The organism is Streptomyces katrae, from assembly GCF_000717655.1.
Taxonomy (GTDB): Bacteria; Actinomycetota; Actinomycetes; order Streptomycetales; family Streptomycetaceae; genus Streptomyces; species Streptomyces katrae_B.
Genome location: NZ_JNZY01000003.1, coordinates 43,877 through 67,384, shown reverse-complemented (window position 1 = coordinate 67,384; position 23,508 = coordinate 43,877). Strand labels below are relative to the sequence as shown.

Sequence of the window (23,508 nt, the reverse complement as noted above, 5' to 3'; positions counted from 1 at the left end):
GCCGTCTCATTGGGTGGCCGCACGAAAGGCATCGCGCCACGCGGGCTAGGCTGCATGGCGTGAAGGTCCTCGTCATCGGCGGCGGCGCCCGCGAACATGCCCTGTGCCGCTCTCTGTCCCTCGACCCCGACGTCAACGCGCTGTACTGCGCTCCCGGCAATGCCGGCATCGCCGAGGTGGCGGAGCTGCGCCCGGTCGACGCCCTCGACGGCGCGGCCGTGGCCCGCCTCGCCACCGAGCTCGGCGCCGGCCTGGTCGTCGTCGGCCCGGAGGCCCCCCTGGTCGCCGGCGTCTCCGACGCCGTCCGCGCCGCGGGCATCCCCGTCTTCGGCCCGTCCGCGGAAGCGGCGCAGCTGGAGGGCTCCAAGGCGTTCGCCAAGGACGTGATGGCCGCGGCCGGCGTCCCGACCGCGCGCAGCTACGTCTGCACCACCCCCGAAGAGGTGGACGCGGCCCTCGACGCCTTCGGCGCCCCGTACGTCGTCAAGGACGACGGCCTCGCCGCCGGCAAGGGCGTCGTGGTCACCGAAGACCTGGCCGCCGCCCGCGCGCACGCGCTCGGCTGCGACCGCGTCGTCATCGAGGAGTACCTCGACGGCCCCGAGGTCTCCCTCTTCGCCATCACCGACGGCGTCACCGTGCTGCCGCTCCAGCCCGCGCAGGACTTCAAGCGCGCGCTCGACGGCGACGAGGGCCCCAACACCGGCGGCATGGGCGCGTACTCGCCACTGCCCTGGGCCGACCCGAAGCTGGTCGACGAGGTCATGGAGACCGTCCTCCAGCCGACCGTGGACGAGCTGCGCCACCGCGGCACCCCGTTCTCCGGGCTGCTGTACGCAGGCCTCGCGATCACCTCGCGCGGCGTCCGCGTCATCGAGTTCAACGCCCGCTTCGGCGACCCCGAGACCCAGGTGGTCCTGGCCCGGCTGCGCACCCCGCTCGCGAGCGTGCTGCTGAACGCGGCCAACGGCACGCTGGACGCGCAGCCGCCGCTGTGCTGGCGCGAGGACGCGGCCGTCACCGTGGTCATCGCCTCCCACAACTACCCGGAGACCCCGCGCACCGGGGACCCGATCGAGGGCCTGGCCGAGGTGGCCGCGCAGGACGGTCCCGACGCGTACGTGCTGCACGCCGGGACCCGGCGCGAGGGCGACGCCGTCGTCAGCGCGGGCGGCCGCGTGCTCTCGGTGACGGCGACCGGTTCCGATCTGGCACAGGCCCGCGAGAAGGCGTATAAGGCCGTCGCGCGGATCCGGCTGGACGGCTCCCAGCACCGTACGGACATCGCCGCCAGGGCGGCCGAAGGCCGCTGAGCAGCGGGGCGGTCGCGACGCGGGCCCGGTGCGCACCTCTGTGCGCCCGGGCCCGCGCGCGTGTTCGCGTGCGAGTGCATCCGGCCGCGTTCGAACGCAGCCACCTTTACCCAAAGCCATTCCATCGGGTGATGGTCGCCCGGTCCTGCTGACTGCCGAACGGTCCCCAACTAGGGTGCGGCGCAAGCATTCCGGCACTTGGCCCACCGGCATTGCGATGTCAGTGGCGGGTGTCACAGTGGGGGAGTGAGCAAAACCGCCGCAGGGCAGAGGGGGTGAGGTCCGGCCGTGTCCGGAACCGGTTCGATCGTGGAAGTGGGCGCGCCGTCCGCGCGCTCCCGGGCCTTGGCCGTGCTGCGCGTGCGCAGCCGGGCGACGGCCCTCGGGGTGCTGCCCGCCGCCCTCGCGGTGGTGCTGCTGAGCGCCCGTATGACGGGCCGGCTGGCCGGGGATCCCTGGCCCGTGGTGACCCTCGTCGTGTGTGTGGTCGCGGTGCTGGTGCTCCTCGCCGGCGGGGCGTTCGCCGCCGTGGTGCTGCGGGCGAGCCCGGCCGTGACGCCGACGGTGCCGCTGCCGGAGACCGCCGCGCCCGACCTCTACCGGCTGGTGCGGGATCTGGCCGACCGGATGGACGTGCCCGTGCCCTCCGCCATAGCCCTGACCCCGGACTGCGACAGCTGGCTCGAGGACCGTACGCATGCGGCGCACCGCCGCGGCGGCATATCCGGCGGCCGCGAGTCGGAGCCGGGCGCGGCTCCCGTGCTGGTGATCGGCTCGCCGTTCCTGTGGTGGATGCGGGTCGCCGAGCTGCGGGCGGTCCTGGCGCCGGTCGTCGCCGGTACGGGCCCTTCCGCGCATCCGGACATAGCCGATGCCCGGGGCTTCGTCCGCGGGCTCGATGCCGCGGTGGACGTGGGCAGCCGGCCCGGCCTCGGCTGGATCGGCCGGCCGGCCCGGCTGCTGCTGCGGTTGTGCCAGGCGGATGCCGCCGAGATGGAGCGCGGGGTGGCCGCCGCCGCCTCGGACCGTGCACAGGGTGTGGATTACGGGCTGCGCATCGTCGCCCAGGAACAGGTCGGCCTCGCCTATGCGGGCTGGGACCGGCTGCTGACCCGGGTCGCGCTGCCCGCGTGGCGGATGGGCCGCTGGCCGGCGCACCTCGACGCAGGGGTCGTCTCCGCGCTGACCGAGCTGTCCCGGCGGGACCGGCTGGCCGAGGGGTTCACCTCGCGGCTGGGCGAGCGGCCCGCGTGCGATCTGCTGGAGCGGCCCGGAGCGGTCGACGAGGCGGCTTCGCTGCTGGCCGCGCGGCTCTTCCACGGCGGGCCGGCCGAGGCCGGTCCGGACTGGTCGCCGGTGGACTGGGCGGCGTATCCGGAGGAGGTCGTGGACCGCAAATGGCGCGCCGAGGCCGCCCGGCTGCATGCGGCGCTGGACGCCCTCGCCGTGCCTGCCGGCCAAGGTCCCACGCTGGACCGGGTGCTGGGCTATCTCGCGGATGCGGTCGGCGAGGGCGCCGCCGGGGAGGCGCTGGCCGGACTGCTCAGCGGTGACGTGGCCAGGGAGGAACGTTCCGCAGGCGCCACGGGAGCCGGGGTGGCGCGGGGGGCGGACGCCGTGCCGCTGTTCCCGCTCCAGCCGCCCCGCAGCGGGCGGGACCTGCTCGCCGACCACGTGACGGCGATGGTGTGCGCCGCGGCCGTGGACTCGGCCGATGCCGCGCCCGGCCTGGACTGGCTGGACGGCCCGGTCCTCCTGATCGGCGGCGAACGCCGCGCGGACCTGGCCCCCCGGGTGCTGAGCCTGGTGGAGGAGGGCGACGCAGCACCCCTGCGCGACTGGCTCGCCGCCCTCGGGGTCCGCCCGGAGAAGCCCGTCCGACTGGTGTGACCGCGCCCGCCCCGGCCCGCGTGCCCCGGCCGCCCGGCACTCCGCGGCTCCGGATGTGGGCTCGCGATGTGGCTCCGGATATGGCGAACGGTGACGGAATGAGTGCGTTATGTGATGTGCTGGGACCGGTCACGGTTCGATGTCCTGGAACCGGGCCGCATCGGCATGAAACAGAGACCGTTCGGGGGAGCGAGGGAGGGGAGAGGGTATGGGTGCGGACCAGATCCGGCGATGGGAGTCAGGGGCGCTCGCGCACGCGGTGACCGACCCCTTCGGCCAGGGACCGCTGCCGTGGTTCCGGGGCAGCGAGCTCTACTTCGACGACACCGGACAGGTCGTGCCCTGGTACGTGGACCCGGCCCTGGCCCCCGGCCAGAACCCGCGCGCCCGCAGCAACGGCGGCCCGCGCACCGCCGACGACGTGCACCGGCAGATCAAGGGGTTCGCCTCCACCGGCGCCGTCGCCCCCGGCGAGGCCATCGACTTCCACATCACCGTGGACCCGCCCCAGCAGTTCTCCGTCGACGTCTACCGCATCGGCCACTACGGCGGCGACGGCGCCTCCAAGATCACCACCAGCCCCCGGCTCTCCGGCATCGTCCAGCCGGCCCCGCTCACCGCCGACCGCACCGTCTCCTGCCACCACTGGTGGCTCTCCTGGCGGCTCCAGGTCCCCTCCTACTGGAGCGTCGGCGCCTACGTCGCCGTCCTCACCACCGCCGACGGGTACCGGTCCCACATCCCGTTCACCGTCCGCGACGACCACCCCGCGGACCTCCTCCTGCTGCTGCCCGACATCACCTGGCAGGCCTACAACCTCTATCCCGAGGACGGGCGGACCGGTGCGAGCCTCTACCACGCCTGGGACGACGAGGGCCGGCTGCTCGGCGAGCGGGACGCGGCCGTCACGGTCTCCTTCGACCGGCCCTACGCCGGCGCCGGACTGCCCCTGCACGTGGGCCACGCCTACGACTTCATCCGCTGGGCGGAGCGCTACGGCTACGACCTCGCCTACGCGGACACCCGCGATCTGCACGCCGGCCGCGTCGACCCCACCCGCTACCGGGGCCTGGTCTTCCCCGGCCACGACGAGTACTGGTCGGCCCCCATGCGCCGCACCGCCGAGCGCGCCCGCGGCCACGGCACCTCGCTCGTCTTCCTCTCCGCCAACACCATGTACTGGCAGGTCGAGCTGGGCCCCTCCCCCTCCGGGGTCGAAGACCGGCTGCTCACCTGCCGAAAACGCCGCGGCCCCGGCCGCCCCGGCCTCTGGCGCGAGATCGACCGCCCGGAGCAGCAGCTGCTCGGCATCCAGTACGCAGGGCGGGTCCCCGAGCCCGCGCCCCTGATCGTGCGCAATGCCACGCACTGGCTCTGGGACTCCACCGGCGCCGCCGAGAACGACGAGCTCCCCGGTCTGGTCGCCGGCGAGGCCGACCGGTACTTCCCGCGCACCCAGCTCCCCGAGCACCAGGACCGGATCCTGCTCGCGCACTCCCCGTACCTCGACAGCGAGGGCGCGAAGCGCCACCAGGAGACCTCCCTGTACCGGGCCCCGAGCGGGGCGCTGGTCTTCGCGTCCGGCACGTTCGCCTGGTCCCCGGCCCTCGACCGCCCCGGCCATGTCGACGAACGGATCCAGCGGGCCACCGCCAACCTCCTCGACCGGATCTGCAAGCGGGACTGACCGACCCGGACCTGTTGTCCCCGATCGCGAACCGGTACGGGAGAATGGGGCTGCGCTCGTACAGAACCACAGGGAGACCCCGTGTCCGGATTCGTCGAAAAGCCCGAGCCGGTTCAGGTGCCCGGCCTCATCCACCTCCACACCGGCAAGGTGCGCGACCTCTACCGCGACGGCGACGGCAACCTCGTCATGGTCGCCAGCGACCGGATGTCCGCGTACGACTGGGTGCTCCCCACCGAGATCCCGGACAAGGGCCGCGTCCTGACCCAGCTCTCCCTGTGGTGGTTCGACCAGCTCGCGGACCTCGTCCCGAACCACGTGATCGGCACCGAGCTGCCCGAGGGCGCCCCCGCCGACTGGGCCGGGCGCACCCTGATCTGCAAGAGCCTCGAGATGGTCCCGGTCGAGTGCGTGGCCCGCGGCTACCTCACCGGCTCCGGCCTCGCCGAGTACGAGCAGACCCGTACGGTCTGCGGACTCGCCCTCCCCGAGGGGCTCGTGGACGGTTCCGAGCTGCCCGCCCCGATCTTCACCCCGGCCGCCAAGGCCGAGGTCGGCGAGCACGACGAGAACGTCTCGTACGAGGAGGTCGCGCGCACCACCGGCGCCGAGACGGCCGCGCTGCTGCGCCAGACCACCCTCGCCGTGTACGGCCGGGCCCGGGACATCGCCCGCGAGCGCGGGATCATCCTGGCCGACACCAAGTTCGAGTTCGGCTTCGACAGGGACGGCACCCTCGTCGCCGGCGACGAGGTGCTGACCCCGGACTCCTCCCGCTTCTGGCCGGCCGACCAGTGGGAGCCGGGCCGCACGCAGCCCTCGTACGACAAGCAGTTCGTCCGCAACTGGCTCTCCTCCCCGGCCTCCGGCTGGGACCGCAAGGGCGAACTCCCGCCGCCGGCCCTCCCGCAGGAGGTCGTCGAGCAGACCAGCGCCAAGTACATCGAGGCGTACGAGCGGCTCACCGGCCTCACCTGGGTCTGAGGCCGGCGGTTCCAGGCCCGGGACGCCGGGCCTGGAATCCGGACCCGGCCCTGCGCTCGGGCCTGGAATCCGGACCACCCCGCCCCGCGCTCGGGCCTGGAACACGAAGAAGCCCCCGGTCAGATGACCGGGGGCTTCCTCGATGGAGCGGACAACGCGACTCGAACGCGCGACATCCACCTTGGCAAGGTGGTGCTCTACCAACTGAGCTATGTCCGCAGGTGCGCCGTAACGCGAGACCTACTATACCCAACCTCGCTCGCGTGCGAGACGCACTGCCGTGTGCCGGTTCTCGGCGCCGAGCTTCGAGGCCGCCGAGGACAGGTAGTTCCGTACGGTCCCCTGCGACAGCGAGGCCCGCTCCGCGATCTCCGCGACCGGCGCGCCGTCCCCCGCGAGTTCGAGCACCTCGGCCTCGCGCGCGGTCAGCGGGGAGTCCCCCGCGCTGATCGCGTCGGCCGCCAACTCGGGGTCCACATAACGCCCTCCGGAGTGCACGGTCCGGATCAGCTCGGCCAGCCGCTGCGCCGACACCGTCTTCGGCGCGAAGGCCCGCACCCCTGCTGCGAGGGCCCGCTTCAGGTGCCCGGGACGCCCGTGGCTCGTCACGATCATGGTCTTGCAGCCGGGGAGTTCGGCCCGCAGCGATGTGGCCACACTCACACCGTCCGCCCCCGGCATCTGCAGGTCGAGCACCGCCACGTCCGGCCGGTGGGCGCGCGCCATCGCCAGGGCCTCCGGCCCCGAGGCCGCCTCCGCGACGACCAGCAGATCGTCCTCCAGGGCCAGCAGTGCGGCGAGCGCGCCACGGATCAGGTGCTCGTCGTCGGCCAGCAGTACGCGTACGGGGCTCACGCCCGCACCTCCAGTCCTCGCAGTTGTCCGCCCGGGATCCGGGCCCGCAGCCGGAAGCGGCCGCCGTCGACCGGGCCCGCCTCCAAGGTGCCGTCCAGCACCGCGAGCCGCTCCCGCAGCCCCGCGAGCCCGGAGCCCGGCGGTCCGGCCGGCGCCTCGGGGGCCCCGTCGTTCTCCACCACCAGCGTCAGGGCGCCCTCGTCGGGCGCCGTCAGCCGGATCACGCAATTGCGGGCGTCCCCGTGCCGCAGGACGTTCGTGGTCGCCTCCCGGACCACCCAGCCCAGCGCCGACTGCACCTCGGGGCGCAGTGCACGCCCGGCCTCGACCTCGACGCGGCAGTCCATTCCGGCCGCGCTGAGCACCCCGCGGGCGCCCTCCAGCTCCGCCGTGAGATCCGCCTCGCGGTAGCCGCGTACGACGTCCCGTACCTCGCGCTGCGACTCCCGGGCGATGCGCTGGACCTCGATCATCTGGTCCACGGCCTCCGGGCGTTCGCGGCGGGCCAGCTGGACCGCGAGCTCGCTCTTGAGCGCGATCACCGCCAGATTGCGGCCCATCACGTCGTGCAGGTCGCGCCCGAAGCGCAGCCGCTCCTCGGCGACGGCCAGCTGCGCCTGGAGCTCCCGGGCGCGGTCCAGCTCGTGGACGGCGTTCAGCAGCCACCCGGAGAACCCGTAGGCCACGCTCATGAACAGGCCGGTCAGCAGCGCCCCGATCGTGTACCCGAGGGCCTCGGCCGCGCCCACGCCCATCGCCAGCACCGCCAGGCCCGCACCGAGGGCCCAGGCGGGGGCCATCCAGCACTTGTGCCGGATCCGCCGCATGCACAGCACCAAGGCGCCGGTGGTGAAGCTGGTCATGCCCAGGACGAGCGGCGTGGCCACGCCGATGATCCTCGGCATGACCAGGGTCAGCAGGGCCAGGCAGGCCGCGGCCGTCAGGGCCGCCACCGTCACGGCGAGCCGCACCGGCTGCTTCCGTCGGCCCGCGATCCAGTCCAGCGCCCGCGAGGAGAGGAACCCGACCAGCACGGAGTGCACGCTCATCATCAGGAGCACCGCCAGCGAGACCGGCAGTGCGGTCGTGTTGGCCGGGGAGGCCACCGCGGGCAGCCCGAACGACAGGACCTCAAGGGGCACGAAGAAGTGGAAGGACCAGCGGATGTACAGCTCGACCTTCCCCGCACTGCTGCGGTTCTTCCACCACCCGGTCAGCTTCGACACGGTCCCAGTCCCCCGATCACCCACCGGCGGTCGCCGCCGTGCACGACTCCAGCCTCGCGGCGGCCCGCGGGCGGCATCAGTGCGCGCCGTCATCTCCCCCGATGACATTTGTCAGCACAAGCCGATTGCCTGCACGGCATACGACAAAGGCCCTGATCAATGATCAGGGCCTTTGCACTCTGAGCGGACGACGCGACTCGAACGCGCGACATCCACCTTGGCAAGGTGGTGCTCTACCAACTGAGCTACGTCCGCATGCTTGCCTCGACACGAATGTCGGGCGATGCGTGCATCACTCTACCCGATCCACCGGAGTGGCCGGTAAAGCGTGCAGAGCGGGTGACAGGGATCGCACACTGCGCCTTCCCCCTGGAAGGGGGATGTTCTGCTACTGAACTACACCCGCACGACCTTCGGGGCTTTGACCTGCGGTCTGGCCCCTCGGCGTGATCCACACACTAGCGGATCGGAGGGGGTGGATGGCAAATCGGCCCCCTCCACGCCCCGTTAGCGGGCCCTGCGGGGCCCCGCAGGGCCCGGAAGGCCCCCGGTCGGACTCAGTGCGCCTCGTTGTACGCCGCGTAGACCCGCTTCGGGATCCGGCCGCGCGGCGGCACGTCGAGGTCGTTGGACCGGGCCCAGGCGCGTACGACCGCCGGGTCCGGGGCCAGCGAGGTGTGCTTGTACGTCTTCCCGGAGCGGGCCTGGCGGCGGCCGGCGGCCACGAAGGGCGCGAGGCTCTTCCGCAGTTTCTTTGCGTTGGCCAGATTGAGGTCGATCTCGTACGACTTACCGTCCAGGCCGAACGTGACCGTTTCCGCCGCTTCTCCGCCGTCGATGTCGTCGGAGATCGTGACTACTACGCGCTGCGCCACGGATATCGGTCCCTTCGTGCGATGTCACCTACGCGTTGGACGTGCGGTGATGTCGCCTGTGTGGATGTTTCGGAGCAATGCAACTTTCCGACCCGAGTCGAGAGGCGGCAAATGTCGCCGACCCGGTGGAATCCTTTGTACCGCGATTCCCATTGCATTGCGAAGCCCAGTTAATTGTCTCCGCGTGTCCTGCCGCAATCCCGGGCGCGTGGTTTTCCGGTGGATTTTGCGAAGCGTTGGTGAAGCCGAAACGGGCGGACGATCACGGCCGAAGGATATCTACCCGCGTAGAAATTTCGGACGGGTACGCTGAGGGAACCGCCTTCGCACCAACCACCCATCGGGAGTGCCAGTGGCACGCGTCGTAGTCGACGTCATGCTCAAGCCGGAGATCCTCGACCCCCAGGGCCAGGCGGTGCAGCGTGCACTGCCGCGCCTGGGATTCGAGGGCATCGCCGACGTCCGCCAGGGGAAGCGCTTCGAGCTCGAGGTGGAGGGACCGGTCGACCAGGCCGCCCTCGACCGCATCCACAAGATGGCCGAAACGTTCCTCGCCAACACCGTCATCGAAGACTTCACCGTGAAGGTCGAGGCCTGACGGTGACCACTCGCATCGGAGTCGTCACGTTCCCCGGAACGCTTGACGACCGTGACTCGCTGCGCGCCGTCCGCCTCGCGGGGGCCGAACCCGTCTCGCTGTGGCACCGCGACAAGGACCTGCACCAGGTCGACGCGGTCGTCCTCGCGGGCGGCTTCTCCTACGGGGACTACCTGCGCGCCGGAGCCATCTCCCGGTTCTCGCCGGTGATGGAGACCATCATCGAGCAGGCCAAGGGCGGCATGCCCGTCCTCGGCATCTGCAACGGCTTCCAGATCCTCACCGAGGCCCACCTGCTGCCGGGGGCGATGCTCCGGAACAACCACCTGCACTTCATCTGCCGCGACCAGAAGCTGCGGGTGGAGAACGCGGAGACCTCGTGGACCGGCGACTACGCCGCCGGCCAGGAGATCTCCGTACCGCTCAAGAACATGGACGGCCGGTACGTCGCCGACGAGCGCGTCCTCGACGAGCTCGAGGCCGAAGGCCGCGTGGCCTTCCGCTACGTCGACATGAACCCGAACGGGTCGCTCCGCGACATCGCCGGCATCACCAACGCCGCGGGCAACGTCGTCGGCCTCATGCCGCACCCCGAGCACGCGGTGGAGCCGCTGATCGGGACGGGCCGCACCGACGGCCTCCCGTTCTTCACGTCGGTCCTGAAGAAGCTGGTCTCCGCATGAGCCTCGACACGGTCAAGAACGCCACCGAAACCCCGGACGCCTCCCAGCCCTGGAAGGAACTCGGCCTCAAGGAGGACGAGTACGCGCGCATCCGGGAGATCCTCGGCCGCCGCCCCACGGGCGCCGAGCTCGCCATGTACTCCGTCATGTGGTCCGAGCACTGCTCGTACAAGAGCAGCAAGGTCCACCTGAAGCAGTTCGGCGAGAAGGTCCCCCAGAACGACGCCATGCTCGTCGGCATCGGCGAGAACGCCGGCGTCGTCGACGTCGGCCAGGGCTACGCGGTCACCTTCAAGGTCGAGTCGCACAACCACCCCTCGTACATCGAGCCCTACCAGGGCGCGGCCACCGGCATCGGCGGCATCGTCCGCGACATCCTCGCCATGGGCGCCCGCCCGGTCGCGGTCGTCGACCCGCTGCGCTTCGGCGCGGCCGACCACCCCGACACCAAGCGCGTCCTGCCGGGCGTGGTCGCGGGCATCGGCGGCTACGGCAACTGCCTCGGCCTGCCGAACATCGGCGGCGAGGTCGTCTTCGACGCCTGCTACCAGGGCAACCCGCTGGTCAACGCCGGCTGCATCGGCGTCATGAAGCACGAGGACATCCACCTCGCCAAGGCCTCCGGCCCCGGCAACAAGGTGATCCTCTACGGCGCCCGCACCGGCGGCGACGGCATCGGCGGCGTCTCGGTCCTCGCGTCCGAGACCTTCGACGACACCAAGCCCACCAAGCGCCCCGCCGTCCAGGTCGGCGACCCCTTCCAGGAGAAGCTCCTCATCGAGTGCACCCTGGAGATCTTCAAGGAGAAGCTGGTCGCGGGCATCCAGGACCTCGGCGGCGCCGGGCTCTCCTGCGCCACGTCCGAGCTGGCCTCCGCCGGTTCCGGCGGCATGCGCGTCGAGCTGGACACCGTCCCGCTGCGCGACGCGACGCTCTCGCCCGAGGAAATCCTCATGAGCGAGTCGCAGGAACGCATGTGCGCGATCGTCGAGCCGCAGCACGTCGACCGCTTCATGGAGATCTGCGAGAAGTGGGACGTCATCGCCACCGTCATCGGCGAGGTGACCGACGGCGAGCGCCTGGAGATCTTCTGGCACGGCGAGCAGATCGTGGACGTGCCCCCGGGCACCGTCGCCCACGAGGGCCCGGTCTACAACCGGCCCTACGCCCGCCCCGAGTGGCAGGACGCCCTCCAGGCCGACGACGCGGGCAAGCTGCCGCGCCCGCAGACCTCGGAAGAGCTCCGTGCGCAGGTCCTGGCCCTGGTCTCGTCCCCGAACCAGGCCTCGAAGTCCTGGGTCACCGACCAGTACGACCGCTTCGTGCAGGGCAACACGGTGCTCTCGCAGCCCGAGGACGCCGGCATGGTCCGCATCGACGAGGAGTCCAACCTCGGTGTGGCCATGGCGACGGACGGCAACGGCCGCTTCGCGAAGCTCGACCCGTACACGGGCGCGCAGCTCGCGCTGGCGGAGGCGTACCGCAACGTCGCCGCGACCGGCGCCAAGCCGCTCGCCATCTCCGACTGCCTCAACTTCGGCTCGCCCGAGGACCCGGGCGTCATGTGGCAGTTCGCCGAGGCCACCCGCGGTCTCGCGGACGGCTGCCTGGAGCTGGGCACCCCGGTGACCGGCGGCAACGTCTCGCTGTACAACCAGACCGGTGACGTGGCGATCCACCCGACCCCGGTCGTGGCGGTCCTCGGCGTGATCGACGACGTCAACCGCCGTACGCCGATGGCGTTCGCGGAGGCCGGCCAGCTGCTGTACCTGCTGGGCGACACGGCCGAGGAGTTCGGCGGCTCGGCCTGGTCCCAGGTCGTCCACGACCACCTCGGCGGCATGCCGCCCAAGGTGGACCTGGGCCGCGAGAAGCTGCTCGGCGAGATCCTGATCTCGGCGTCCCGCGACGGCATGGTCGATGCGGCGCACGACCTGTCCGACGGCGGCGTGATCCAGGCGCTCACCGAGTCCTGCCTCAAGGGCGGCAACGGCGCGCGCGTCGTGGTTCCCGAGGGCCTGGACGCGTTCACCTTCCTGTTCTCCGAGTCGGCGGGCCGGGCCATCGTGGCCGTCCCGCGCAGCGAGGAGCTCCGGTTCACCGACATGTGCGGTGCGCGGGGCCTGCCCGCCACCCGCATCGGCGTGGTGGACGGCGAGGAGATCGAGATCCAGGGCGAGTTCACGATCCCGCTTGCGGAACTCCGTACCGCGCACGAGGCGACGATCCCGGCCCTGCTGGCCTGATCCCGCCCGCACCGCACGGCGGTTGTAGCGATTCCGTGCCCTCGCAGGCCTTCTGACCTGCGAGGGCACGTCCGCATACTGACGCCGTGAACGAAACGGTCAAGATCCTGCCCGAGGCGGCCCTGCCCGAGGGCGGCGCCCGGCCCTGGACGGTCGAGGCGGCCCGGCGCTGGCGCGACGCACGCGTCCCCCTGGTCTTCGCACCCACCGTCGTGTGCTGGCTCCTGGTGCCGCTGGTCTTCTACGGGTTCTCCCTCGTCGGCTCCGACGATCCCGAGACCGCCGCGCGGTCCGGCACCGACTGGGTCGGCTACCACTCCGCGATCCTGTTCCTCGCGCTCCCCGCCTGGTACCGCTACCTGCCGGCCGCCACCACGGTGTCCGCTCCCGTGATCGCCCTGGACATGGCAGGCCGCCTGTACGGCCCGGCCCCCGTCACCGACGAGGGCCGCGCCGGATGCTGGCTGGTCATCGCCGTCTGCGCCTGGACGTTCACCGGGGCCCTGCTGCGCCTGCGCTCCCGGCGCCGGCAGCGCGCCCTGTTCCTCGAAGCGGCCGGCGACGCCCGCAGCCCGGTTCCGGAGCACCTCCCGGACGGCCACCGCCGCCGGGGCCGGTGGCCGATCCTCTTCGGCGGGCTGCTCACCCTCACCGGCGCGGCCTGCCTGGCCTGGGCCCTCGTGGCGGACCTGGGGGCGAGCGCGCAGGCCCCGTACGACGCCATCAACCAGCAGTTGCTGTCCCTGCTGCTGCTCATCCCCGGGCCCCCACTGCTCGGGCGCGGCCTCACGGCACGGCGAGCCGCCCGACGGCTGCACGACGGGCCCCAGCCGGTGCTGCGCGTCGGTGTCCGCCGCCGCGCCTCCGGGTACACGTGGCTGGTCGCGGACGCGCGGACGACCACGGCCCCGCCGCTGATCGGCTTCCGCAGCCGGTTCGGGGACACCCGTCGGTTCTGGTCCAGGGGCGGCCGGATCCTGGTGGCCGGGCCGGAGGACCGGTTGCGCGCCGAGCACCACGACATCGACCCCGTCCGTGAGCCCTACGAGGCGGTCCTGTACGGCGTGCCCTGCGAGGGCGCCGAGGTGCTCCTCGAGTACGCCGTCCACGCCGCCCTCTCCGGCAGCAGCACGATCGCCTCCGAGCTCACCGCCGTCCCGCTGCTGCCGGTCCGCCTCCACCGCCTGAAGCCGTGGAAGCCGGCGGGCACTTCGTACTCCCTCCAGCGGCTGCGGCAGTGACGGCAGCTGCGGCGGCGGCGACCGATCGGGCAGACTCCCCCCATGGCACCCAAGATCCGCAGGTACGACGCCGCCAAGGTCCGTACCGCCGTCACCGCGCAGTTCGGGCATGTGGCCGAGGCCGTAGGGAGGTTGGACGACGAGCAGCTCGCGCGGCCCAGCGGCCTCGGTGACTGGACCGTCGCCGACCTCGCCGCGCACATCGCGTGGATCGCGGACTCGCTCGCGAGCGGACTGGCCCGGCCCCCCGCCGCCGTACCGGAACTGACCGCCGTCGAATGGCCCTTCGCCACCGCCTCCCTCGCCGGGAAGATCGCCGAGGCGGCCAAGGAGACCCTCGAGGGCGCCCCGCTGGCCGAGCTGTACGAGCGGGCCGGCGCCCGCATGGCCGAGGCGCTGGCCGCGAACCCCGGCAGCCGGGTGCTCGACCTGTGGGTCGGGGACATGACCCTGGCCGATTTCCTGGTCACCCGGACCGTGGAACTGGTGGTCCACACCGACGACCTGGCCCGGGCCGCCGGGGTGGACATCCCGATCGAGCGGCAGGCGCTGGCCGCCTGCACCCGGCTGCTCGCCGACGCGCTCGCGCTCAAGGCCCCGGGAGCCTCGGTGGAGGTACGGATCCCGCCGTTCGCGGTGGTCCAGTGCATCGAGGGGCCCCGCCACACCCGCGGCACCCCGCCGAACGTGGTCGAGACGGACCCGCTGACCTGGATCCGGCTGGCCACCGGGCGTACGGACTGGGCCGCTGCTGTCGAAGGCGCGCAGGTCAGGGCCAGCGGGGAGCGGGCCGATCTGGCGGCGCTGCTGCCGGTGATGCGCTGAGACGAACGCGCGCCGGGCCGAACGGGAACCGCCACGGCGCGCTGTCCGTCCCAGGGACATGCGAACGCTCCGGAACCTCCCCGCAGCCCTCGTCGCCCTCCTGACCCTGGCCGCCGCCACCGCCTGCGGTGACGGCGGCGGTACACCTGGCACCGCCCCCGGCCACGGCACGTCCGGGACGTGGTTCGTGCAGAGCCTGACCACGGGCGGAAAGACCCTGAAGGCGCCGCCCGTCGCCCGGGTCACCTTCCCGCAGGCCGAACCCGACCAGGCGAGCGGGAACTACGGCTGCAACGGATTCACGGCCGAGGTCACCCACGCCGGCGCGACCACGATCACCGTGAAACCTGGCTCCACCACCGCCATGGCCTGCGAGAACACGGAGTTCGAGACGGCCTTCGCCAAGCTCTTCACCGGCCGCCTGGCGGTCGACCGGCAAGCGAACGGGCTCACCCTGAAGACGGCCGACGGGAGCACCATCGCGATGAGCGCGGAACCCCCGACCCCGGACGCCCCGCTCACCACCACGGCGTGGACCGTGACCTCCCTGGTCAGCGGTCAGAGCGCCTCCTCCGTACCGGCCGAGGCGGCCGGCAGGGCCGTCTTCACCCTCAGCGCCGACCTCGCCGCGAGCGGCAGCCTCGGCTGCAACCGGTTCAGCGCCAAGGCCACCGGCGACGGCGCCCAGCTCACCTTCGGGCCTCTGACCACGACCCGGATGGCCTGCGAGGGCCCGGTGGGCGAGCTCGAGCGGAAACTGACCGAGCTCTTCGCCGAGTCCCCGCTCACCTGGAGCGTCGAGGGCGGGACCCTCACCCTCACCGCGCCGGACGGCACGGGCCTGACCGCGACGGCCGGCTCGGCCGCGGAATGACCCGCCGCGCCACCGGTGCCCGTCAGCCCGGGTACGGCAGCAGCCCCGCGTCCACCTTCTCCCAGGCCGTACGCAGCTGCGCCAGCAGGGCCGGCTCCAGGGCGGCCTTGTCGGCCTGCTCCCGGGCATCGCCGGCCAGGTGGAACAGCTGGTCCCGGCCCGCCTTGCCGCGGTAGTACTTCCAGTCCCCCCGGCGCAGGGCCCGCTCGCCGCGCACCCGCCAGAACAGGTTCCGGTCGGCGATCTTCTCACCGCGCAGCAGGTACCCCGCCAGGCTGGCGCCGTCCAGCGGGTAGGCCGGGTGCGGCCGGGCCCCGGCCAGCTCCAGCAGGGTCGCCGTCCAGTCCGGGGTGAAGACCGGGACCCGGCTGACCTGCCCGCCGTCGATCCGGGCCGGCCAGCGCAGGATGTTCGGCACCCGGATCCCGCCCTCCTGCAGGGAGGCCTTGTTGCCGGAGAGCGGCCAGTTGTACGAGAACCGCTCGCCGCCGTTGTCACTGGAGAAGACGATCAGTGTGTCGTCCGCCTGCCCCGACCGCTCGAGCGCCTTCAGCACCTCGCCGATCGAGCGGTCGAGGTCCTCGACCATCTGCCGGTACTTCTCGACGGAGCCGCCGTCCTGGTGCCACAGCGCCCGGGTGTCGCCCGCCTTGATCCGGCGTTCGACCTCGGCGCTCGCCACGGTGTCCCCGTCGGCGATCCAAGGCCAGTGAGGGGTGGTGAAGTTGAGGTTGAGCAGCCACGGCCTGCCGCCGTGGTCGCGGGAGACGTACTCGGCGGCCCGCTCGGTGATGATCCGCGTGTAGTAGCGCAGGTCCTTGTAGGTAGCGTCGCCTTCGTACAGGTCGTACTCGCCGCCGAGGCCCAGCTTGGAGTAGTACTCCAGGGCCCCGCCGAAGTTGCCGAAGAACTCGTCCCAGCCCGACTTCGTCGGACTGTGGTCGGGCAGGTAGCCGCAGTGCCATTTGCCGATCAGCGCGGTCGCGTAACCCGCGTCGCGCAGCATCGAGGCCAGTGTCGGGTGGGTGGGCTCCAAGCCGGCGCTCTTGTCGGCGATGGGCTCGGCGAGGCCGCCCGCGACCCGGCCCGGATAGCGGCCCGTGTACAGGCTGAACCGCGTGGGCGAGCAGGTGGCGGAGCCGGAGTAGGCATCGGTGAAGCGGACGCCCTGGCGGGCCAGCCGGTCCAGGTTCGGGGTCTTGATGTGCGGGGAGCCGTACGAGGACAGATCGGCCCAGCCGAGGTCGTCGCCCAGCACGAACAGGATGTTGGGCCGCCGGGAGTGCCGGCCGCGGGCGGCCCGGAACTCCCGCTCCTTGGGCCCGGCGGTCTCCTGAGCGGCCTGGGCCGGCGCGGCGCCGAGCCCCACGGCCGCCGCGGCCGCGGTCGCTCCGACGGCGCTGCCGAAGGCACGCCGGGACAGGTGGTCGTCGTACGAAGGCACAAGTACTCCAAGGCACGGCTCGGCCACCCGGCCCGGCGGGCGCGCAGGACGGCGCGCGGCACGGCGGGGCAGGGGCGGCAGGAGCGGAAAGAGAAAAGGGAAAGGAGAGTTGCGGCTACGCGGAACAGCGACAGATGGCGCTCGCGACACGGACCAGGTCTACGTGGCGGCGCTCGATGAGGGTGACGGAACGGTCACCGAGAGGCTGCATGGGCCGAGAGCCTGTACGAATGCCCTCGTAGATGTCAACAAGGTGATCCGAATGCCGAGACGGAGCCGTCCGGTCACCCTCTGTGCTGTGAGATTTCCCGGGCGTCCCCAATTCGGACCAGTGGTCGATCTCGCCTACACTCGGAAGCGTGCCTCGTGGTGATGGACGACTCAACCACGACCTGCTCCCCGGCGAAAAGGGCCCCCAGGACGCTTGCGGCGTCTTCGGTGTCTGGGCTCCGGGTGAAGAGGTCGCCAAGCTCACCTACTTCGGACTGTATGCGTTGCAGCACCGTGGACAAGAGTCCGCGGGAATCGCTGTGAGCAACGGTTCCCAGATCCTCGTCTTCAAGGACATGGGCCTCGTTTCCCAGGTCTTCGACGAAACCTCTCTCGGCTCGCTCCAGGGTCATATCGCGGTCGGTCACGCCCGCTACTCGACCACCGGAGCCTCCGTCTGGGAGAACGCGCAGCCCACTTTCCGCGCGACCGCCCACGGCTCCATTGCCCTGGGTCACAACGGCAACCTGGTGAACACCGCCGAGCTCGCCGAGATGGTCGCCGACCTCCCCCGTCAGGACGGCCGTGCCACCCAGGTGGCGGCCACCAACGACACCGACCTGGTCACCGCCCTGCTGGCCGGCCAGACGGACGACGACGGCAAGCCCCTGACGATCGAGGAGTCGGCCACCAAGGTCCTCCCGAAGGTCAAGGGTGCGTTCTCGCTCGTCTTCATGGACGAGGGAACCCTCTACACCGCCCGTGACCCGCAGGGCATCCGCCCGCTGGTCCTCGGCCGCCTGGAGCGCGGCTGGGTGGTCGCCAGTGAGACCGCCGCCCTCGACATCTGCGGCGCCAGCTTCGTCCGCGAGGTCGAGCCGGGCGAGCTCATCGCGATCGACGAGAACGGCCTGCGTACCTCTCGATTCGCGGAAGCAAAGCCCAAGGGCTGTGTCTTCGAGTACGTCTACCTGGCGCGCCCGGACACCGACATCGCCGGCCGGAACGTCTACCTCTCGCGTGTCGAGATGGGCCGGCGCCTGGCCAAGGAAGCCCCGGTCGACGCCGACCTGGTGATAGCGACGCCGGAGTCCGGCACGCCCGCCGCCGTCGGATACGCCGAGGCCAGCGGGATCCCGTACGGCTCCGGCCTGGTCAAGAACGCGTACGTCGGCCGGACCTTCATCCAGCCCTCGCAGACGATCCGCCAGCTGGGCATCCGCCTGAAGCTCAATCCCCTCAAGGAAGTCATCCGGGGCAAGCGCCTGGTGGTCGTGGACGACTCGATCGTCCGCGGCAACACGCAGCGCGCCCTGGTCAAGATGCTCCGCGAGGCCGGCGCGGCCGAGGTCCACATCCGGATCTCCTCGCCGCCGGTGAAGTGGCCGTGCTTCTTCGGCATCGACTTCGCCACCCGGGCCGAGCTGATCGCCAACGGCATGACGGTCGACGAGATCGCCACGTCGCTGGGCGCGGACTCGCTCTCGTACATCTCGCTCGACGCGATGATCGAGGCGACGACCATCCAGAAGCCCAACCTCTGCCGTGCCTGCTTCGACGGCGAGTACCCCATGGAGCTGCCCGACCCGCAGCTCCTGGGCAAGCAGCTCCTGGAGTCCGAGCTCGCGGGCGGCACGGACGCCGCCGACGCGCTCCGGCGTCCGTAGCGCCGCGTCCCGCAATCCCTGCTCCACCTGCGCCGGGCCCTGTCTTTCAAGCTTCTCCCAGGGCCCGGCACCACAAGCAGTAACGACACGAAAGCTCTCCCTGTCATGACAGAGAAGACCACCGGTGCCAGCTACGCAGCCGCAGGCGTGGACATCGAAGCGGGAGACCGCGCCGTCGAGCTGATGAAGGAGTGGGTGAAGAAGACGCAGCGCCCCGAGGTCCTCGGCGGCCTCGGCGGGTTCGCCGGCCTCTTCGACGCCTCCGCCCTCAAGCGCTACGAGCGCCCGCTGCTGGCCTCCGCGACCGACGGGGTCGGCACGAAGGTGGACATCGCCCGCCAGCTGGGCGTGTACGACACCATCGGCCACGACCTCGTCGCGATGGTCATGGACGACATCGTCGTCTGCGGCGCCGAGCCGCTCTTCATGACGGACTACATCTGCGTGGGCAAGGTCCACCCGGAGCGTGTCGCGGCGATCGTGAAGGGCATCGCCGAGGGCTGCGTCCTCGCCGGCTGCGCCCTGGTGGGCGGCGAGACCGCCGAGCACCCGGGTCTGCTCGGCCCGGACGACTTCGACGTGGCGGGCGCCGGCACCGGCGTCGTCGAGTACGACCGCCTGCTCGGCGCGGATCGCATCCGTACGGGTGACGCCGTCATCGCCATGGCGTCCTCCGGCCTTCACTCGAACGGGTACTCGCTGGTCCGGCACGTCCTCTTCGACCGCGCCAAGATGTCGCTCGAGCAGCACATCGAGGAGCTCGGCCGGACCCTCGGCGAGGAGCTCCTGGAGCCGACCAAGATCTACTCGCTGGACTGCATGGCCCTCACCCGTACGGCCGAGGTCCACGCGTACTCGCACATCACCGGCGGCGGCCTCGCGGCGAACCTGGCCCGGGTCATCCCGGACCACCTGCACGCCACGGTCGACCGTTCGACCTGGGCCCCGGGCGCGATCTTCGACCTGGTCGGCAAGGCCGGTCAGGTCGAGCAGCTGGAGCTGGAGAAGACCCTGAACATGGGCGTCGGCATGATGGCCGTGGTCCCGCAGGAGTCGGTGGACGTGGCCCTGACCGCGCTGGGCGACCGGGGCGTGGACGCCTGGGTCGCGGGCGAGATCCTGGACCGCGGTGCACACACCGAGGGCGCGGCCCTGACCGGCGCGTACGCGAGCTGACCAGCCGGGACAACGGCGGCCAACACCGAAACCCGGTCCGGGGCGAGGCCCTGGACCGGGTTCTTGTGTTGCTCAGCCGGGGTCAGTCACTGACTGGCCGCCACCTGTGTGGTGCAGACGCGAAGGAGACGCGGGAGAGCGTCAAGCGCCGCGGCGCTGTGCCGACGGTCCGGACTCTTCGTCCTCGTCGTCGTCATCATCGCTGTTGTACAGATCCGCGTACTTGGCGTACGGGTCGTCGTCGTCCAGATCGTCATCGACTTCGACCGGCTCGCTGACAGGCAGCAGCGGTTCCGTCGGCGATGCGCCCAGCTCATTGGCCAGACGCGAGAGGTCAGTCCCGCCGCTGTTGTACTTCAGCTGGCGGGCGACCTTTGTCTGCTTGGCCTTGGCCCGGCCGCGCCCCATGGCTCGACCCCCTCGGTGACGGGGCTCGACGGCCCCAGAGTCTGACACGCGTTCATGGTTCGGAGCGGGCTCTCCGTGGAGAGACCGTCCGTAGGGGTTTAACGGTACCTGCTTCCGCGGCCATACGGTACGCCGCCCGCATGACGTGCCCCGGTGCAGGACCAATGAGGCGCCCCGTCCTCGCTGGTCAGCTGCGATTTTAACCCTTTCCTGGCGGGCGACCCGCCGAAGTGCAGTGAGTTCCGTCTCGCCGCAACCCCGGCGGGCGCACATCAGGGCCCGTTACGACGGGTCGGCAGCCGGGGTGGTGCCCTGCGCGGCCTTCGCGGCGCGGGCGTCCGCCATCCGCTGCTCGGCGATCCGGTCGGCCGCCGCGGCCGGCGGGATCCCGTCTGTCTTCGCGCGAGCAAATATGGCCAGGGTGGTGTCGAAGATCTTCGCGGCCTTGACCTTGCAGCGGTCGAAGTCGAATCCGTGCAGCTCGTCGGCGACCTGGATGACCCCGCCCGCGTTCACCACGTAGTCGGGCGCGTAGAGGATCCCGCGGTCCGCGAGGTCCTTCTCCACGCCCGGGTGGGCGAGCTGGTTGTTCGCGGCGCCGCACACGACCTTGGCGGTCAGGACGGGTACCGACTCGTCGTTCAGCGCGCCGCCGAGTGCGCAGGGGGCGTAGATGTCCAGCCCCTCGGTGCGGATCAGGGCGTTGGTGTCCGTCACCGCGGTGACCTGCGGGTGCTTGTCGAGGATCCGGCGCACCGACTCCTCGCGGACGTCCGTGATCACGACCTCGGCGCCGTCCTCCAGGAGGTGCTCGACGAGGTAGTGGCCGACCTTGCCGACGCCGGCCACGGCGACCTTGCGGCCCCGCAGCGTCGGGTCGCCCCACAGGTGCTGGGCGCTCGCGCGCATGCCCTGGAAGACGCCGAAGGCGGTGAGGACCGAGGAGTCGCCGGCGCCGCCGTTCTCGGGGGAGCGGCCGGTCGCCCAGCGGGTCTCGCGGGCCACGACGTCCATGTCCGCCACGTACGTGCCGACGTCGCAGGCCGTCACGTAGCGGCCGCCGAGGGACTCCACGAACCGGCCGTAGGCCAGCAGCAGTTCCTCGGACTTCAGGACGTCCGGGTCCCCGATGATCACGGCCTTGCCGCCGCCGAGGTCGAGCCCGGCCATGGCGTTCTTGTAGGACATGCCGCGCGAGAGGTTCAGCGCGTCCATGACGGCCTCCTCGTCGGAGGCGTAGGCGTGGAAGCGCGTACCGCCGAGGGCGGGGCCCAGAGCGGTGGAGTGGATCGCGATGACGGCCTTCAGGCCGGAGGCTCGGTCCTGGCACAGCACGACTTGCTCGTGGCCGCCCTGTTCCGAACGGAACAGGGTGTGCAGGACGCCGTCGGTCATTTCGGTCACGGTGGTGACTCCCATGGAAGAGATGCGGCGGAATGACGCCCGCCCTGCGGGTGGGGGAGGGCGCGCTGGGAGCAGCGTAAGACCTGCAGGGCGTGTGCAGTCGACCTGTCCAGAGATCGAAACACTCCCGGAGTATGGGCGCCCGTCCCTGGAGGTCCGGCGGACGCCCGGCGGAGTACCGCCGGGCGGTGCGGGGGAGTACGAGAGCGTGAGCGAAACCTCCGACCCCAAGCTGCCCTCGGCGCGCTCGGCGCCGACCGTCCCGTACGCCTCCTACCTGCGCGTCTACGAGCCCCTGGCGGCTTTCGCGGAGCCGGAGCGCGCGCACTGGGCCTCGTACGCCCGGCGCGGGGTGGTCCCGACCGCCCAGGACGAACTGCGCCGCTCGCTTGCCGACTTGGTCCGGGTGCCGGTGGTCGGGGTGCCGGCGCAGGAGAGCGCGGAGGCGTTCACGGCGGAGGTGGACGGGGTGCTGCTGGTCTGCCCGTGGCGGACCAGGCTGCGCGGCTGGCTGGCGCTCCAGGAGCTGGTCGACCAGTTCCCGCTCCCCGTGCTGGACGCGGCGCTCCCGGCGGCGGCGAGGCGGCGGGCGGCCGAGGAGTACGAGCGCTGGCGCGAGCGGAACCCGGACGCGCGCCCGTGGATCCGTACCGCGGTGTGGCAGGTGCCGTTGCGCTGGTTCGTGCTGGTGGCCGACGACGAGCGGGAGTACCTGCCGGGCGAGCGGATGCGCTACCGGACGCCGATGGTGCAGGCCCGGCGGCGGCTCGCGCGGGGACTGCGGACGCTGCGGGAGGCCGACGGGTACGGGGGGCTCGCGGACGGGCTGGTGGAGGTCGGCAGCTGGCTGGAGGAGTTCCACCCGCGCTCGATGGTCGAGCTGGACTACGGGGGCCTGGTCCACGCGCTGCCGGCGGACCGGCTGCGCGCCGACCGCTCGGCCCGGGACGTGGCGGCGGGGATCGCTGCGCTGCGGGCCGGGGACGAGGCCGGGGCGGCGGAGGCGTACGAGGAGCTGGCGGAGCGCTGGCGGGAGGTCCGGGAGAGACTGTTCGCGAACTGACCGGCGACGGGGGGAGGGCTGCGGCGAGGGCATCGCGTACCGTGCGTATCGGTCGATCAGCCACAAGTGGCTGATGGGAGGCGTGATCACCACATTCAGGTCTTGGTTCCAGGACCTACGTCCCGATACGGGCCATTGGCCCAAGCGTGACGGACCGCACTAACCACACCCTTGCGCCCTTCCCCTACCCTCGTGCCAAAATAGGACAAGGAGTCCGGGGAGGGTTCCTTCCGCCCAACTAAGGGCGGAATGCTCGGCATTGCACTCTACGGGGGGTCCTGACGACTCCTGATCGCTCTGTGACTGATCGTCACAGTGGGGTGACTGTCCGTTATGGGACGGTCCATCGGCTTCCGCCGCTGATGAACACCTCGGAGGGCAATTCCATCGGTTTGGCCGTCGAGGCTGGACGGATGGTGTAGTTGTAGTGCCGAGGACAAGCCGTTCGTCCTATAACCGACTCGGCCCGCGTATGTCCATTTCGGGCAACGCGGGCCAAGGTGCAGAATTTAGAGGAAAGAACCGAGATGGTTCGGTTCTCCCGAGGAGGCCGCTCATGACCGCTCGCACCCCTGATGCCGAGCCGCTGCTGACCCCGGCTGAGGTTGCCACGATGTTCCGCGTGGACCCGAAGACGGTCACCCGCTGGGCCAAGGCTGGCAAGCTCACGTCCATCCGCACCCTGGGTGGACACCGCCGATACCGCGAGGCCGAGGTTCGCGCACTGCTCGCGGGAATTCCGCAGCAGCGCAGCGAGGCCTGAGGTCGCGCAAGCACGTAAGCACCCCGCTTTACCGGGCTTGAATCGGGTCCCCCAATCCGATGAAACCCACATGGCT

Annotated in this window: 21 protein-coding genes and 3 tRNA genes; 14 read left to right on the top strand and 10 right to left on the bottom strand. The window is 71.5% G+C overall.

Translation table 11 applies throughout. The features are described from left to right. The first annotated feature begins 59 nt into the window (after positions 1-59). The 4 genes from purD (at position 60) to IF09_RS0105240 (ending at position 5,874) form a co-directional block, all read left to right on the top strand. Positions 60-1,313 carry a phosphoribosylamine--glycine ligase gene (gene purD / locus IF09_RS0105255; RefSeq protein WP_030292377.1) on the top strand — a complete coding sequence of 418 codons (1,254 nt, stop codon included), beginning with the start codon at positions 60-62 and terminating at the stop codon, positions 1,311-1,313. A 288-nt stretch (positions 1,314-1,601) separates the two neighbouring features. Continuing rightward, complete coding sequence (locus tag IF09_RS0105250; protein ID WP_030292376.1) at positions 1,602-3,203, top strand: hypothetical protein; 1,602 nt, start codon at positions 1,602-1,604, stop codon at positions 3,201-3,203. Positions 3,204-3,411: 208 nt separating this feature from the next. Beyond that, positions 3,412-4,890, top strand: a complete 1,479-nt coding sequence (locus IF09_RS0105245; RefSeq protein ID WP_030292375.1) for a N,N-dimethylformamidase beta subunit family domain-containing protein — start codon at positions 3,412-3,414, stop codon at positions 4,888-4,890. An 81-nt stretch (positions 4,891-4,971) separates the two neighbouring features. Continuing rightward, complete coding sequence (locus IF09_RS0105240) at positions 4,972-5,874, top strand: phosphoribosylaminoimidazolesuccinocarboxamide synthase (RefSeq protein ID WP_030292373.1); 903 nt, start codon at positions 4,972-4,974, stop codon at positions 5,872-5,874. A gap of 143 nt (positions 5,875-6,017) precedes the next feature. Here IF09_RS0105240 and IF09_RS0105235 read toward each other — a convergent pair. The 6 genes from IF09_RS0105235 to IF09_RS0105210 all read right to left on the bottom strand — a co-directional run bounded on the left by IF09_RS0105235 (position 6,018) and on the right by IF09_RS0105210 (position 8,830). Next, a tRNA-Gly gene (locus tag IF09_RS0105235) sits at positions 6,018-6,093 on the bottom strand. A 24-nt stretch (positions 6,094-6,117) separates the two neighbouring features. Next, on the bottom strand, positions 6,118-6,729 hold the full coding sequence (locus IF09_RS0105230) for a response regulator transcription factor (RefSeq protein ID WP_030292371.1): 612 nt from the start codon (positions 6,727-6,729) through the stop codon (positions 6,118-6,120). Then, the gene (locus tag IF09_RS0105225) at positions 6,726-7,955 is read right to left on the bottom strand and encodes a sensor histidine kinase (protein ID WP_037634030.1); all 1,230 of its coding nucleotides are present in this window, start codon (positions 7,953-7,955) and stop codon (positions 6,726-6,728) included. The genes IF09_RS0105230 and IF09_RS0105225 overlap by 4 nt, the downstream gene beginning before the upstream one ends. Before the next feature lie 182 nt (positions 7,956-8,137). Beyond that, positions 8,138-8,210 (bottom strand) — tRNA-Gly (locus IF09_RS0105220). Positions 8,211-8,289: 79 nt separating this feature from the next. Further along, a tRNA-Gly gene (locus tag IF09_RS0105215) sits at positions 8,290-8,361 on the bottom strand. 151 nt (positions 8,362-8,512) lie between these two features. Beyond that, the gene (locus IF09_RS0105210; protein ID WP_030292364.1) at positions 8,513-8,830 is read right to left on the bottom strand and encodes a histone-like nucleoid-structuring protein Lsr2; all 318 of its coding nucleotides are present in this window, start codon (positions 8,828-8,830) and stop codon (positions 8,513-8,515) included. A 346-nt stretch (positions 8,831-9,176) separates the two neighbouring features. Here IF09_RS0105210 and purS point away from each other — a divergent pair, with 346 nt between their 5' ends. From purS to IF09_RS39925, 6 genes are all read left to right on the top strand, one after another. Then, a complete protein-coding gene (gene purS / locus IF09_RS0105205; protein WP_008740952.1) occupies positions 9,177-9,428 on the top strand; it encodes a phosphoribosylformylglycinamidine synthase subunit PurS in 252 nt (83 codons plus the stop codon). Positions 9,429-9,430: 2 nt separating this feature from the next. Continuing rightward, entirely contained in the window at positions 9,431-10,111 is a 681-nt protein-coding gene (gene purQ / locus IF09_RS0105200) for a phosphoribosylformylglycinamidine synthase subunit PurQ (RefSeq protein WP_030292363.1), read from the top strand. Continuing rightward, positions 10,108-12,357 (top strand): phosphoribosylformylglycinamidine synthase subunit PurL, encoded by a 2,250-nt coding sequence (gene purL / locus IF09_RS39930; protein WP_037634024.1) that lies wholly within the window; start codon positions 10,108-10,110, stop codon positions 12,355-12,357. Before purQ ends, purL begins: the two co-directional genes overlap by 4 nt. 86 nt (positions 12,358-12,443) lie before the next feature. Further along, positions 12,444-13,598, top strand: coding sequence for a hypothetical protein (locus IF09_RS0105190; protein WP_051832124.1), 1,155 nt, complete (start codon positions 12,444-12,446; stop codon positions 13,596-13,598). Between the two features lie 42 nt (positions 13,599-13,640). Beyond that, entirely contained in the window at positions 13,641-14,423 is a 783-nt protein-coding gene (locus IF09_RS0105185; protein WP_030292358.1) for a maleylpyruvate isomerase family mycothiol-dependent enzyme, read from the top strand. A 58-nt stretch (positions 14,424-14,481) separates the two neighbouring features. Then, positions 14,482-15,297 (top strand): META domain-containing protein, encoded by an 816-nt coding sequence (locus IF09_RS39925; RefSeq protein WP_037634023.1) that lies wholly within the window; start codon positions 14,482-14,484, stop codon positions 15,295-15,297. 22 nt (positions 15,298-15,319) lie between these two features. On the opposite strand, the gene IF09_RS0105175 is transcribed toward IF09_RS39925, so the two are convergent. Together IF09_RS0105175 and IF09_RS48420 are read right to left on the bottom strand one after the other, a co-directional pair. Beyond that, the gene (locus IF09_RS0105175; RefSeq protein ID WP_030292356.1) at positions 15,320-16,741 is read right to left on the bottom strand and encodes a sulfatase; all 1,422 of its coding nucleotides are present in this window, start codon (positions 16,739-16,741) and stop codon (positions 15,320-15,322) included. Positions 16,742-16,856: 115 nt separating this feature from the next. After that, positions 16,857-16,952, bottom strand: a complete 96-nt coding sequence (locus tag IF09_RS48420) for a putative leader peptide (protein ID WP_418953020.1) — start codon at positions 16,950-16,952, stop codon at positions 16,857-16,859. Positions 16,953-17,100: 148 nt separating this feature from the next. On the opposite strand from IF09_RS48420, the gene purF reads away from it, so the two are divergent. After that, on the top strand, positions 17,101-18,618 hold the full coding sequence (gene purF, locus IF09_RS0105170) for an amidophosphoribosyltransferase (RefSeq protein ID WP_030292355.1): 1,518 nt from the start codon (positions 17,101-17,103) through the stop codon (positions 18,616-18,618). 105 nt (positions 18,619-18,723) lie between these two features. Next, complete coding sequence (purM, locus tag IF09_RS0105165; protein ID WP_030292354.1) at positions 18,724-19,794, top strand: phosphoribosylformylglycinamidine cyclo-ligase; 1,071 nt, start codon at positions 18,724-18,726, stop codon at positions 19,792-19,794. A gap of 141 nt (positions 19,795-19,935) precedes the next feature. Here purM and IF09_RS0105160 read toward each other — a convergent pair whose 3' ends face one another. Continuing rightward, positions 19,936-20,202 (bottom strand): DUF3073 domain-containing protein, encoded by a 267-nt coding sequence (locus tag IF09_RS0105160; RefSeq protein ID WP_030292353.1) that lies wholly within the window; start codon positions 20,200-20,202, stop codon positions 19,936-19,938. Positions 20,203-20,484: 282 nt separating this feature from the next. Then, positions 20,485-21,621, bottom strand: a complete 1,137-nt coding sequence (locus IF09_RS0105155) for a Leu/Phe/Val dehydrogenase (RefSeq protein ID WP_199920402.1) — start codon at positions 21,619-21,621, stop codon at positions 20,485-20,487. A gap of 193 nt (positions 21,622-21,814) precedes the next feature. On the opposite strand from IF09_RS0105155, the gene IF09_RS0105150 reads away from it, so the two are divergent. Together IF09_RS0105150 and bldC are read left to right on the top strand one after the other, a co-directional pair. Further along, positions 21,815-22,669 (top strand): hypothetical protein, encoded by an 855-nt coding sequence (locus IF09_RS0105150; protein ID WP_199920401.1) that lies wholly within the window; start codon positions 21,815-21,817, stop codon positions 22,667-22,669. Positions 22,670-23,225: 556 nt separating this feature from the next. Continuing rightward, on the top strand, positions 23,226-23,432 hold the full coding sequence (bldC, locus tag IF09_RS0105145; RefSeq protein WP_003949541.1) for a developmental transcriptional regulator BldC: 207 nt from the start codon (positions 23,226-23,228) through the stop codon (positions 23,430-23,432). Positions 23,433-23,508: the final 76 nt, after the last annotated feature.